At 60.5% G+C, this 13,542-nt stretch carries 11 protein-coding genes; 3 read left to right on the top strand and 8 right to left on the bottom strand.

Annotated elements, in window-relative coordinates:
• Window positions 1-60: 60 nt before the first annotated feature.
• From AC2A1F_RS10325 to AC2A1F_RS10305, 5 genes are all read right to left on the bottom strand, one after another.
• A complete protein-coding gene (locus tag AC2A1F_RS10325; RefSeq protein ID WP_484208665.1) occupies window positions 61-501 on the bottom strand; it encodes an ExbD/TolR family protein in 441 nt (146 codons plus the stop codon).
• A gap of 44 nt (window positions 502-545) precedes the next feature.
• Window positions 546-1,034 carry an ExbD/TolR family protein gene (locus AC2A1F_RS10320; protein WP_484208664.1) on the bottom strand — a complete coding sequence of 163 codons (489 nt, stop codon included), beginning with the start codon at window positions 1,032-1,034 and terminating at the stop codon, window positions 546-548.
• Between the two features lie 167 nt (window positions 1,035-1,201).
• Window positions 1,202-1,951 carry a MotA/TolQ/ExbB proton channel family protein gene (locus AC2A1F_RS10315; protein ID WP_484208663.1) on the bottom strand — a complete coding sequence of 250 codons (750 nt, stop codon included), beginning with the start codon at window positions 1,949-1,951 and terminating at the stop codon, window positions 1,202-1,204.
• Window positions 1,952-2,055: 104 nt separating this feature from the next.
• Window positions 2,056-2,718 (bottom strand): energy transducer TonB, encoded by a 663-nt coding sequence (locus AC2A1F_RS10310; RefSeq protein ID WP_484208662.1) that lies wholly within the window; start codon window positions 2,716-2,718, stop codon window positions 2,056-2,058.
• Between the two features lie 251 nt (window positions 2,719-2,969).
• Window positions 2,970-3,173: a hypothetical protein gene (locus AC2A1F_RS10305; RefSeq protein ID WP_484208661.1), complete on the bottom strand. Its 204-nt coding sequence runs from the start codon at window positions 3,171-3,173 to the stop codon at window positions 2,970-2,972.
• On the opposite strand from AC2A1F_RS10305, the gene AC2A1F_RS10300 reads away from it, so the two are divergent.
• Both AC2A1F_RS10300 and AC2A1F_RS10295 read left to right on the top strand, forming a co-directional pair.
• Window positions 3,172-3,969 carry a hypothetical protein gene (locus AC2A1F_RS10300; RefSeq protein ID WP_484208660.1) on the top strand — a complete coding sequence of 266 codons (798 nt, stop codon included), beginning with the start codon at window positions 3,172-3,174 and terminating at the stop codon, window positions 3,967-3,969. The two genes, AC2A1F_RS10305 and AC2A1F_RS10300, sit on opposite strands and share 2 nt — an antisense overlap.
• Window positions 3,970-4,070: 101 nt before the next feature.
• Entirely contained in the window at window positions 4,071-5,378 is a 1,308-nt protein-coding gene (locus AC2A1F_RS10295) for a homoserine dehydrogenase (RefSeq protein ID WP_484208659.1), read from the top strand.
• 14 nt (window positions 5,379-5,392) lie between these two features.
• Here AC2A1F_RS10295 and AC2A1F_RS10290 read toward each other — a convergent pair whose 3' ends face one another.
• Entirely contained in the window at window positions 5,393-5,800 is a 408-nt protein-coding gene (locus AC2A1F_RS10290; protein ID WP_484208658.1) for a hypothetical protein, read from the bottom strand.
• Between the two features lie 271 nt (window positions 5,801-6,071).
• On the opposite strand from AC2A1F_RS10290, the gene glpX reads away from it, so the two are divergent.
• Window positions 6,072-7,079: a class II fructose-bisphosphatase gene (gene glpX / locus AC2A1F_RS10285; protein ID WP_484209021.1), complete on the top strand. Its 1,008-nt coding sequence runs from the start codon at window positions 6,072-6,074 to the stop codon at window positions 7,077-7,079.
• A 93-nt stretch (window positions 7,080-7,172) separates the two neighbouring features.
• Here the strand turns inward: glpX and AC2A1F_RS10280 are convergent, their stop codons facing one another.
• Entirely contained in the window at window positions 7,173-8,975 is a 1,803-nt protein-coding gene (locus AC2A1F_RS10280; protein ID WP_484208657.1) for a methyl-accepting chemotaxis protein, read from the bottom strand.
• Between the two features lie 192 nt (window positions 8,976-9,167).
• Complete coding sequence (gene rpoC / locus AC2A1F_RS10275) at window positions 9,168-13,454, bottom strand: DNA-directed RNA polymerase subunit beta' (protein ID WP_484208656.1); 4,287 nt, start codon at window positions 13,452-13,454, stop codon at window positions 9,168-9,170.
• Between the last annotated feature and the right edge of the window lie 88 nt (window positions 13,455-13,542).

Raw genomic sequence — 13,542 nt, 5'->3', positions numbered from 1 at the left:
GAAAAGGGAGTGAATTGCTCCACTCCCTTTTTCGATAACGCAGCTTGTGGCGGTTGCGACTTACTGGCCAGCCTTCTGGAAGGTGGCAAAGTTTTCGTTACCGACGAAGCCGAACTTCGTGACCTTTGAGTCCGTGATAACTTTCATCACCCGGTTCGCGATCTCGTAGCTGGCATATTCTTCGGGCTGGAACTGGAGTTCCGGCTCGGGATTCATGCCCTTGGTTGCCTGCAGCAGCGAGACCAGCTGGCCCTCAGTAGTGGGCACGCCGTTCCAGAGAATCTGACCTGCATTGTTCAGGATCAGCTTGTTCTTGATCGGGTCCACCTGCTGATTAGGCGATGGCGGCGATGGCTGCGGAAGGTCGATGTTCACCGCGTGGGTGGCCACGGGGATGGTGATGATGAACATGATGAGGAGAACGAGCATGACGTCGATCAACGGCGTCGTGTTCATTTCCATCATCGGCTCGTCATCGCCTTTACCGGCGCTCATTCCCATGATTTTTACTCCTGTTCGCTCTCTGGTCCGGTCGGAAGCGGGGTTTAGCCGTTTGGATCGACCGGGGTAGAGATGAAGCCGACCTTCGGATAGCCAGCTGACTGCACGTTGTAGATCGCCCCGGCAACGCACTTCCAAGGGACGTTAACGTCACCACGAATGTGCACTTCAGGAATCTTTTCCGGGTCGATATTCTCGGCGCCGCCTTCGCGCTTCACGATCGCATCAAGACGATCAAAAGCCTTTTGGTACAGTTCCGTGTTGTCAACCGGCGTGGTGTTGTTGAAAAAGACGCGGCACTGGCCAGAGCGAGAGGAACCGGAATAGCCGGGCTCCTTCGGGCTACGACCCGCATCGTCGGTAGAAACCACCGAAAGCATCAGGTTTTCGACCTTGTCAGCCGATTCTTCGCTGGGAAGCACCGGCACCTTGAGCTTTTCGATGGTCTGGATTGCGACCGGCACCGCGATGAGGAAGATGATCAGCAGCACCAACATCACGTCCACGAGCGGTGTGGTGTTGATGTCGGACATCGGGCGTTCTTCTCCGCCACCGCCGCCTACAGACATTGCCATGTGTTACATCCTGTCCGTTATGATCCGCGGAAGGTGCCGGAGCGGTTTCGGGTGAAACATGCTCCGGCGGAAGTCCCGCGTTTCCGGAATGGGGCAGCCCGCAAGCGGTCTGCCCGTCTTCATGATTACTTCTTCACCGGTGCAGCCGGGGTTGCCGGTGCAGCCGTGACGGCTGGCTTTACAGCGCCCCTCGACGTGATGTTCGCAAGAACGTCGGTCGAGAAGCCCGAGAGCAGTTCAGCGATCTTCTTATTGCGGGCCTGCAGCCAGTTGTAAGCAAGCACAGCAGGCACAGCCACGAGCAGACCGAGCGCGGTCATGATCAAAGCTTCACCGACCGGACCTGCAACCTTGTCGATCGAAGCCGAACCAGCAAGGCCGATGTTGATCAGAGCGCGATAGATGCCGACCACGGTGCCGAACAGACCGATAAACGGCGAGGTAGCACCCACGGTTGCCAGGAAGGGCAGACCGCCAGCAAGCTTCGAGTTGATCGCAGCTTCAGAGCGAGCGAGCGAGCCGTGCAGCCAGTCGTGCGCTTCAAGCGAGTCGGTCATCTTCGAGTGCTGGTCTTCAGCAGCGATACCGTCTTCCACAAGCTGGCGCCAGGCTGAGTTCTTGTCGAGCTTGGTTGCTCCTTCGCGCAGGGTCGGCGCTTTCCAGAACGTGGAGCGGATGCTCTTATACTGGCCAAGGATCTTGTTCTGTTCAAAAAACTTCGTGAACAGAATGAAGAACGAACCAAACGACATGACCCCTAGGATCACGACGGTGGCATAGGCGATGAAACCGCCCTGCTCAAGCGCTTCGGCGAAACCGAACTTGTTCTGCGGCGCAGCGCCAGCGGCGGCAGCGGCCAGAGTGTAGATGGACATTGCGAGTCTTCCTCTTCAAATCAAATCAAAGTGCGTGAAAGCCGTTTAATCGTGCTTTCGTGCCATTCGGTGAGACGATTCCGTTGAATTTGTGCGCGAGGGCATCAATCCTTCGGAATGACCCAGCGGATCGAGTTCGAGTATGAACCGGTGGTCGGGTTCCCGTCTCCGTCCGTTGCAGGCGCAAAGCGCGCACGACGGCGGATATTGGCACACGCGGCTTCGTCCAGATCCGGGCTGCCCGACGAACGGGTAACCTGGCAGTCCGTAACCTTGCCATCAGTTCCTACAGTGACACGGAAACCCGTGGTCCCTTCACGCTCTTCGCGAAGCGCACGCGAGGGGTAGTCGTTTGATGTCGCCCAGTTACCGGGGTTGCCCTTTGGAGCGGCACCCTTCGGCGTGAAACGCGGCGGTGGCGGAGCGGCAGGCGGCGCAGGAAGAGCAACCGGTGCCGGGGGTGCCGGAATCGGAGGCGCTTCATTGACCGTCTGCACCTGCGGAGCCGGTGCGTTAAAGCTGATCGGCGGCGGAGGCGCGACGATCGGCGGGGGCGGTTGATCCTGCTTGGGAGGGGGCGGCGGTGGCGGCTCCTCCGGCGGCTTCTCTTCCTCGATGTTGACCGCCGAGGTTACTTCCTTGACCTTCTGTATCGCCTCGTACGCGAGCCCTGTGACAAGCGCGTAGCCGACGGCGACATGAAGAATCGCAACGATGATGAGCGCGGTGATCTTGTTACCGCTCATCTGTTGGTCAGCGTATGCCATTCAGCTCCAATACTCCTGATCGCCCACCACAGCACAGACCGCGTAAGCAGCCCATACCATGGAGGTGCCGCACGCATAGGATCACCGTCCCACCCGCAGGCCAATCCAGCAAAATTCAATCCACCCTGCCGGCAACCCGGTCCGCCGACATCAAACCAGGGGGTTTGGCGGCGGCAAGCGTCGGGCTGCTTGTTTTTGGATTGCCCGAACGGGTGCATCTTTAACGGCGAAGCCAAAGGCGCGCAAATGCTTTATCGGTTAACTAACGATTCAGGGTTGCGCTGGCTGAAACTGGCGAGAAACAAAGGGCGGCTGCCGATGCAGGTGCCATTCGGAGATGCAAGAATGCCCAAGTTTGACCCCAAGTTTGCCAGAATTCCAGTTTTTGTTGCCCCGGTGATCGCATTGGCCATCACCGGATTCGGCGCAAGTGCGGGTGTTGCCCAGAACGCCATGATTCGCGGTGATGCAAGCGTTGTCACTCGCGATGCTGACGCTGGCTTGACCTATGCCGATCTGGCCAACCTTTCCGAAGCGTCGGAGCTTGTGCTGCGCGCGCAGATCAGAAAGACGAGCAGACTAAAGCCCGAACAGACTCCGGGCCTTGCGCCGGGCATGGCTCGCCTGCTGATCGAGGCGCGGACGCAAACCGTGCTCAGCGGTCCTGCGCTGGGAGAGACTGTGCGCTATCTCGCCGACGTACCGCTTGACGCCAAGGGCAAGGTGCCCAAGCTCAAGAAGCAAGTTGTGTTGCTGTTTGCGCGAACCGTTCCCGGGCGCGCTGGCGAACTCCGACTGGTGGATGGCGGTGCGCAGATTCCGTGGTCTGGCAGCGCGGAAATGCGCACGCGCGCGATCCTGACTGATCTGCTTTCACCTGATGCACCGCCGCGCATCAAAGGCGTGCGCGAGGTGCTGTATGTTCCGGGCAATCTGGTGGGCGAGGGCGAAACGCAGGTGTTCTTGCAGACCGAAAACAACGCACCTGTTTCAGTTTCGGTCGTGCGCCGCCCTGGCATGCCCAAATCGTGGGGCGTGAGCCTGTCGGAGATTGTCGATCAGGCCGCCCAACCGCCGGAGCGCGATACGTTGACATGGTACCGACTTGCCTGCTTCCTGCCGCGCGCACTGCCGCCGGGCGCAAGCCTGTCTGGCAGCGCAGACCAGATCCGGGCTGCAGCGCAGGACTATGCTTTCGTGATCGAACAGCTGGGCGAATGTTCGCGCAGCCGTCCTTCAGTGCCGCAATGACAGTCTGCCCCCTCCCTGCAAACGCGGATGTTGCCCCGATGCGCACTGTCGCCTAAGGCCCGGCCCGCAGATTCTTGCACTTTTCAGCAGACGGGACTGACATGAGCGAACCTTTGCGCATCGCACTGGCCGGGCTTGGTACGGTGGGCGGCGGAGTGATCCGGTTGATCGAGGCCAATGCCGCACTGATCGCCCGGCGTGCCGGACGGCCGATCGTGATCACCACGGTCAGCGCGCGCAACCGGGGCAAGGACCGTGGCTTTGACGTCTCGCGCTATGCTTGGGAGGATGACATGGTCATCCTGGGCGAGCGGCCTGACGTGGACGTGGTGGTTGAACTGGTCGGAGGGGCGGATGGCCCGGCGTTGGCTCTGGCACGCACGACGTTCGAGGCGGGTAAGGCGCTGGTTACAGCGAACAAGGCGATGATCGCGCACCACGGCGTGGAGCTTGCCACGAAGGCCGAAGCGGCCAAGGTTGCGCTGAAATTCGAAGCCGCGGTCGCGGGCGGCATCCCGGTGATCAAGGGCCTGAAGGAAGGCGTGGCCGCCAACGAGATTGCGCGGGTCTATGGAATTCTCAACGGCACCTGCAATTATATTCTTTCCACCATGGAAGATACGGGCCGCGATTTTGCCGATGTGCTGGCCGAGGCGCAGGCCAAGGGCTATGCTGAGGCCGATCCCAGCTTTGACATCGACGGCATCGATGCGGCGCACAAGCTATCGATCCTGTCATCCATCGCATTCGGCACGGCGGTGGATTTCAAGCCGGTGGCCGCAACTGGCATTCGCCGCGTGGCTGCTGCTGATATCGCGCAGGCCGATGCGCTGGGCTATTACATCCGCCTGATCGGCATGGCTGAGACCGAGATCGATGCTGCGGGCAACCGCCGCCTGTTCCAGCGGGTGCATCCGCATCTGGTGCATCGCGATCATCCGCTTGCCCATGTCGATGGCGCGACCAATGCGGTGGTGGCCGAGGGCAATTTCGTCGGCCGTCTGCTATTTCAGGGTGCAGGCGCAGGCGATGGACCAACGGCGAGCGCCGTGGTGGCCGACCTGATCGACATCGCGCGTGGTGACATTGGCGCGCCGTTCTCCATCCCCGTGGCCGAACTGGACAACGCAGCCCCTGCCGAAACCGGTCACCGCCGCGGCAAGGCCTATATCCGCTTCAACGTGGCCGATCGCCCCGGTGTGCTCGCGGAAATCACCGCAGCCATGCGAGATGCAGGGGTTTCAATTGAAAGCCTGATCCAGAAGGGCAATTCGGACAATGCGCAGGTCATGGTGGCGATGGTCACGCATGAAGGGCCGGAAAGCGCGATTGCCGAAGCGCTTCGTTTGCTCGACGGGTCTGCCGCGCTGGCCGATCCGCCGCTGGTCATGCACATTCTTGGGGACTGACGATACCCGGCGCCTCAGGGTGCCGGTATCTCTCCCTTGGCAATGCGATCTGCGTCAGATCCTGGCGGCGGGGCGGGCAAGGCCTTGATATCAAAATAGTACATCGGTGCAGGTACGCCGCCCAGACCGATGCAGCCACGGCTGCAATCGCGCAGGCCCGAAACGTTGGGTGCGCGCGGCACGCCCGTGTCTGTCGATTGTGCACCATCTGTTTCATCACGCAAAGGGATGCGTTCGCGCTCGCTCGCTTCCTTCCCGCCGCAGACCACGATGGTGCCGTCCGAGCGTTGCATCGGTCGGCAGCGCTGGGTCTGAGATGTAGACATCAGGTTGCGCGCCAGTTCTGCATCGGAAGACGGAGCGTTTGGCGCAGCCGGGCCCTGCACCGCACCACCGCTGGAGGCTGTGGATTGCTGGGCCATGGCAGATGAAGCGCCAAAAAGAAGCGCAAAGACTGCCAGAACTGTTACTGTTCGTCTCGACAAGACCCGTCCCTCGCGTCTAGTGCCAGGTCACACCGATGTCATCTGTGCAACGCAATGCCAACTGCATGAGCCTATGACGTGAATGCATACGTTTGCACAGTCCCAGTGTGTCGTCGAGCCGGACTTGCCGGGTTGATGCTGCACGGTGGCTGAACCGATCGAGAATTATCGCACCTACCCGTCATCACAAGACCAAGCTGGAGCCAAAGTGACCGACCAGACCACCACCCCCGCCGAATCTCAGGTCCCCGCCTCGCAGGTGCTGGACCGTGTGCTTGTGCTCGAAATGGTCCGCGTGACCGAAGCTGCAGCCATCGGCGCATCGCGGCTGATCGGGCGCGGTGATGAAAAGGCGGCTGATGCCGCGGCGGTTGAGGCGATGCGCGCTGCCTTCAACGAACTGTACATGGACGGTACGGTGGTGATCGGCGAGGGTGAGCGGGACGAAGCGCCGATGCTCTATATCGGTGAAAAGGTCGGTGCCGCTCCCGGCAAGGGGCCAAAGATCGACATCGCGCTCGATCCGCTGGAAGGCACCACGATCACCGCCAAGGCCGGGCCGAACGCGCTAGCCGTGCTGGCCGTGGCCGAAGAGGGCGGGCTGCTCAACGCGCCTGACGTTTACATGGACAAGCTGGCCGTGGGGCCGGGCTATCCTGATGGCATCATCAATCTGGACAAATCGCCCAGCGAGAACGTGCGTGCCGTGGCCGCGGCCAAGGGCGTGGAGCCCGGCGATATCATCGTGTGTGTGCTCGACCGTCCGCGCCACACCGCCCTGATCGACGAATTGCGCGCACTGGGTTGCGGTATCAGCCTGATCCCGGATGGCGATGTGGCTGGCGTGATCGCGGTAACAAATGAAGATACCGGCATTGACATGTACATGGGCACTGGCGGCGCGCCTGAAGGCGTGCTCGCAGCAGCCGCATTGCGCTGCGTGGGCGGGCAGTTCAAGGGCCGCTTGCTGTTCCGCAACGAAGATGAAAAAGCCCGTGCGCGCAAGTGGGGCATCGAAGACCTGAACAAGCAGTATGACCTGAAGGAACTGGCCAAGGGCGACTGCATCTTTGCTGCCACAGGTGTGACGGATGGATCGTTGTTGGCTGGCGTGAAGGTCCACAAGAACGGCGTGATGACCACCGAAAGCGTGGTGATGCGCGCATCATCGGGCACGGTGCGCTGGGTCAAGGGAGAGCACCGCAAGGGCCGCTGAACCTTTCATTCTTACACGATTGGCCACGGCCCAGTTGACTGAGCCGTAGTTGGCAGAGGCCCGGTTTGCAAAAGCACGCCGGGCCTTTTTGCATCAGGTGCCGTAGCGGACAAGCACGGGGATCGACCGCTCTGCGTCAACCGCAGAATCGCGGCGCAGGCTCTTAGGATCGCTGACCTGCCCGGGGCGTGAAGCAACATCGCGCGTACGAAAGCCGGAGACGAGGTCGGTCAGCGCTTCCGCCTCGGTCGACAGGCTGCGCGTGGCCGCCGAAGATTGCTCCACCATCGCCGCGTTGGCCTGTGTCATGTGATTCATCGCAGCGACAGCAGCGTTGACCTGCTCGAGGCTCTCGGCCTGGCTGGCGGCAGCTTCCGCGATGCGGGTTACCAGCCCGTCAACGGTAGCAATCTGATCGACAATGCCCGTCAGCCGTTCGCCAGTCGCGCCAACCAGGCGAACACCTTCACCGACCTGGTTCGTGCTGTTTTCGATCAGCGTCTTGATGTTCTGCGCCGCCTCGGCAGAGCGCTGAGCCAGTGCCCGCACTTCTGTGGCGACAACGGCAAAGCCTTTGCCGGATTCACCCGCACGCGCAGCCTCCACCCCGGCGTTTAGCGCAAGCAGGTTGGTTTGAAAGGCAATGCCATCAATCACCGTCGTGATCTGGCTGATTTCCTGTGCAGATGCTTCGATCTGGTCCATCGCTACCACCGCCTGCCGCACGACATCGCCCCCGGCATTGGCCTGTGCTTGTGCCAGAGCAATCGCGTCCTGCACGCTCTTTGCTCCAACGGCGGTTTCGCGCACGCTACTGGTCACGCCGTTCATGGCACCTGCTGTTTCCGCCAGGCTCGATGCCTGCTGTTCGTTGCGCATCGCCAGATCATCTGTTGCTGCCCGGATTTCGGAAATCGAGCTCAAGACGCTGGAGGCGCCAACGCGAACCGTACGCATGGCAGACGACAGTGCATCGCAAGCCAGGTTGTAATTCTTGCGCAACTCTTCGTAGCCTTCGGGGAATGCCTTGCTGATACGGAACTCAAGGTTCTGCCGCGCCAGGCAATCGAGGCCGGAAGAAAGCGCAGCAACCACCTCGCGCTGGTCAAGCTCTGCCTTCTGCCGGGCCACGCCGTTGTTGCGGAACACAGCCATCGCGCGGGCCATGATCCCGATCTCGTCCTGCCGATCAGCCCCTTCAATGGATATCGTATAGTCCCCTTCGGCCATCTGCTCCATCACGAGAGCGGTTTGCACCAGCGGGCCGACCACCTTGTTGCGGATGATGCGTCCGGCCTGATGCACGAGGGCAAGAATGGCGAGTGCCACAATCACAAACAGGCCCAACAGCGAAAGCACCAAAGTTTCGGCAAAATCCATCAGTTCAGCGCGGTATCTGCCCGATTCCGCGACGAGTTGAGTAACCGCATCATGCTGCTTGCGATAGGCCAGCGTCAGTTCTTTTGTATGAACGCGGCGCATGGTTGCCATGTCACCGGCCTTCATGGCGGGAAGAAAGCTACGGTCCAGCGCGGACCAGAAGCTGTCTGCCGTGCCGATCGTGGCGGCAACCTCCTTGCGCAATTCCTCGGGCACTGGCGCGCTTGCCCAATAACGCTTGCGCTGTTCGAACAGGGTCCGCTCTTCGGCCAGCGCCGTTGCAGCCTCTTGGGCGTGGGTTGGATCGGCGATTGCCCAGGTTGTATGGAGATAGGGTTCGACCACGAATGCCGGGGGCGGCAAGATGTCTGCCAGCAGTTCATCCTGCAACAGGTTCTGGCGATGCAGTGGGCCGCCAAAGCGAATGTAGCCGATGGCAAACGCTGCCAGCATGATGGCAACAATGATCATGCCAAGAACAATCTTGGCCCCGATGGCAGTGCGTTCCCTGATCATGAAAGGGTTCCTTGCGGAAGGTGATATTCCGCAAATCTAGGCGATCAGGGTTAACTATGGTCAGTCATGGCGTTTCGCCGAATGCTTAGGATAAAGTAAAACAAGGATAAATCTGCGCGACCAGAAAAACAATGCCCCGCCGGATCTCTCCGACGGGGCCGTGTTTAATTGATATCAGGTCACTTCAGAAGCTCAGGCCTCGTCATCACCCTTGATCAGGTAATCACCTGCATCGGCATCAAGACCGTGGGTTTCACCCTCAACTGCTGCCAGCGGATCATCGCCGATAGCGGCTTCTGGTCCCTGCGCCAATTCCGCAGCATGCTCTTCAGCCGCTGATGCCGGAGCGATCAACGATTCCTGCAGCTTGCGGTACGAAGCGCGAAGGGCGGCATCGCGGCTGGAGGCCGCAACGCGCAAGCGGTTCATGCCCGCGCCGGTACCGGCGGGGATGAGGCGCCCGACGATCACGTTTTCCTTCAGACCGATCAGCGAGTCCTTCTTCCCTTCAACCGCCGCCTGCGTGAGCACGCGGGTAGTTTCCTGGAACGAAGCGGCCGAGATGAACGAGCGCGTCTGCAGCGAAGCCTTGGTGATGCCCAGCAGCACCGGCTTGCCTTCGGCGGGCTGCATGCCATCCTCCAGCTTGCTGTTGACTTCGTTCATTTCCTCGAAGTCGACCTGTTCGCCCGGCAGCAGGGTGGTGTCGCCACCATTGGTGATTTCAACCTTCTGCAGCATCTGGCGAACGATCACCTCGATGTGCTTGTCGTTGATCTTAACGCCCTGCAAGCGATAGACTTCCTGGATTTCAGCAACGAGGTATTCGGCCAGAGCCTCAACGCCCATCACTTCCAGAATGTCATGCGGATCAGGCGAACCCGAAATCAGGTTATCGCCCTTCTTGACATAGTCGCCTTCTTGCACGTCGATCACGCGGCTCTTCGGCACCAGATACTCGACCGGTTCACCCTCTTCCGGGATAATCGCGATCTTGCGCTTGGCCTTGTAGTCCCGCACGAATTCGATGCGGCCGGCAATCTTGGCGATGATCGAATTGTCTTTCGGCTTGCGCGCTTCGAACAGTTCGGCAACGCGCGGCAGACCGCCGGTGATATCACGGGTCTTGGCAGCTTCGCGCGAAGCACGGGCAAGAATGTCACCCGCTTCAACCTTCTGACCATCTTCGACCGAAAGGGTCGTGCCCGGTGCCATAAGATAGCGTGCTGCTTCACCCGAATCGTCGTCAAGCAGGGTCAGACGAGGACGCAGATCCTCCTTCTTGCCCCGGTTGCCCGCGCGGTTTTCGGTCACGACACGGCTCGACATGCCGGTGGCTTCGTCGGTCGCTTCGGTCAGGGTCTTGCCATCGACAAGATCCTGATAGCGCACGATACCCGGCTTTTCGGTGATGACCGGCGTGGTGAACGGATCCCACTCGGCCATGCGATCACCCTGCGCAACTGTTGCACCGTTTTCGTGCAGCAGGTGCGTACCATAAGGCACTCGGTGGATCGCGCGTTCACGGCCATCGGTATCCATCAGCACGATTTCACCGTTGCGGGCCAGCGACAGACGACGGCCGCGCTTGTCGGTGATCGTCGGGATATCGCGGTAAACCACGGTACCATCGCTGATCGCTTCAAGGTGTGACTGTTCGTTCACCTGCGCTGCACCACCGATGTGGAACGTGCGCATGGTCAGCTGAGTGCCCGGTTCACCGATCGACTGTGCAGCGATAACGCCGACAGCTTCACCGATGTTGACCGGCGTCCCACGGGCAAGGTCGCGACCGTAGCACTTGCCGCATACGCCTTGCTGGGCTTCGCAGACCAGCGGCGAGCGAATGCGGGCCGACTGCACGCCAGCCGCTTCGATGCGGGTGATTGCAGCTTCGTCCAGCAGATCGCCCTTGTGTGCGATCACTTCGCCGGTCTTGGCCTCGATCAGATCTTCGGCGAGTGTCCGGCCCAGAATACGCTCACCCAGCGAGGCGATGGTAGCACCGCCCTGAACGATGGCGCGCATTTCCAGCGCACGTTCGGTGCCGCAATCTTCCTCAATTACGACGCAGTCCTGCGACACGTCGACCAGACGGCGGGTCAGGTAGCCCGAGTTTGCCGTCTTGAGCGCGGTATCGGCCAGACCCTTACGGGCACCGTGGGTTGAGTTGAAGTATTCAAGAACGGTCAGACCTTCCTTGAAGTTCGAGATGATCGGCGTTTCGATGATCTCGCCCGAAGGCTTGGCCATCAGACCGCGCATACCCGCAAGCTGCTTCATCTGCGCCGGAGAACCACGCGCACCAGAGTGGCTCATCATGTAGATCGAATTGATCGGTTTCAGGCGGCCGGTTTCCTCATCGACGGGTTCGGCACGAATTTCGTCCATCATGGCGTTCGCCACCTGATCGCCGCAACGGCTCCAGGCATCGATGACCTTGTTGTACTTTTCCTGCTGCGTGATCAGGCCGTCCTGGTACTGCTGTTCGTAATCAGCAACCAGTTCCTTGGTTTCGCCTACCAGCGCATCCTTGCTGTCAGGGATGATCATGTCATCCTTGCCGAACGAAATACCGGCCTTGAAGGCGTGCTTGAAGCCGAGCGACATGATCGCGTCGGCAAACAGCACCGTGTCCTTCTGGCCGGTGTGACGATAGACTTCGTCGATCACGTCGCCGACGTCCTTCTTGGTCAACAGGCGGTTGACGACATCGAACGGCACCTTGAAGTTCTTCGGCAGACACTCGCCGATCAGCATTCGGCCTGGCGTCGTTTCGAAACGCTTGAGGTATTGCTTGCCGTCTTCGTCAGTCTGCGGAACGCGGGCGATGATCTTTGAGTGCAGCGTTACCGCCTTCACTTCCAGTGCCTGATGCACTTCGGCCATGTCGGCCAGCATCATGCCTTCGCCCGGCTCACCGGGGCGATCCATCGACAGGTAATAGATGCCCAGCACCATGTCCTGCGAAGGAACGATGATAGGCTTGCCGTTGGCGGGCGACAGGATGTTGTTGGTCGACATCATCAGCACGCGCGCTTCAAGCTGGGCTTCCAGCGAGAGCGGGACGTGGACGGCCATCTGGTCGCCGTCGAAGTCGGCGTTGAAGGCCGAGCAAACCAGCGGGTGCAGCTGGATCGCCTTGCCTTCGATCAGCACGGGTTCGAACGCCTGGATGCCAAGACGGTGCAGCGTCGGCGCACGGTTCAGCATGACCGGGTGTTCGCGGATCACTTCGTCCAGGATGTCCCAGACTTCCTTGCGTTCCTTCTCGACCCACTTCTTGGCCTGCTTCAGGGTCATCGACAGACCCTTGGCATCAAGCCGCGCGTAGATGAACGGCTTGAACAGTTCGAGAGCCATCTTCTTGGGCAACCCGCACTGGTGCAGCTTCAGTTCCGGCCCGGTCACGATGACCGAACGGCCCGAATAGTCGACGCGCTTGCCGAGAAGGTTCTGGCGGAAGCGGCCTTGCTTGCCCTTGAGCATGTCGGACAGCGACTTCAGCGGACGCTTGTTGGCGCCGGTGATCACGCGGCCACGGCGGCCGTTGTCAAACAGTGCGTCTACGGCTTCCTGCAACATGCGCTTTTCGTTGCGGACGATGATGTCCGGCGCGCGCAGCTCGATCAGGCGCTTCAGGCGGTTGTTGCGGTTGATAACGCGGCGGTAGAGGTCGTTCAGGTCCGACGTGGCGAAGCGGCCACCATCCAGCGGCACCAGCGGGCGCAGTTCTGGCGGGATGACCGGCACGACATCAAGGATCATCCATTCCGGGCGGTTGCCTGAATCGATGAACGATTCCACGACCTTAAGGCGCTTGATGATCTTCTTGGGCTTGAGCTCGGACTTGGTGGTCCGCAGCTCTTCCATCAGATCGTCCCGCTCCTGAACCAGATCGAGGTTCATAAGCATGTGCTTGACGGCTTCTGCGCCGATGCCGGCCGAGAAGGCGTCTTCGCCATACTCGTCCTGCGCGTCGAGCAGTTCGTCTTCGGTCAGCGTCTGGTACTTTTCGAGCGGGGTCAGGCCCGGCTCGGTGACCACATAGCTTTCGAAATACAGGATGCGCTCAAGGATCTTTAGCTGCATGTCGAGCAGCAGGCCGATGCGCGAAGGCAGCGACTTGAGGAACCAGATGTGCGCAACTGGCGCGGCCAGTTCGATGTGGCCCATGCGCTCGCGGCGCACCTTGGTGACGGTAACTTCGACGCCGCACTTTTCGCAGACGACGCCCTTGTACTTCATGCGCTTGTACTTGCCGCACAGGCACTCGTAGTCCTTCACAGGACCGAAGATGCGGGCGCAGAACAGGCCATCACGCTCGGGCTTGAACGTGCGGTAGTTGATGGTTTCCGGCTTCTTGATTTCGCCGAAGGACCAGCTGCGAATACGCTCAGGCGAGGCAAGACCGATCTGGATCTGGTCGAATGTCTCAGGCTTGGCGATCTGGTTGGTGAATTTGGTCAGTTCGTTCATTTGGTGCCGTTCCCTGCCTCGCATTGAGGCGTTGGACGTGAATTTCGGTGCGGAGACGCGGGCGGCGGACTTGCCGCCGCCCGTTGGC

The sequence above is a fragment of the Novosphingobium sp. HNCC26BN242 genome, assembly GCF_057180525.1.
Note: the sequence above shows the minus strand (reverse complement) of the source record. Positions and strands in the feature narration are given on the sequence as shown.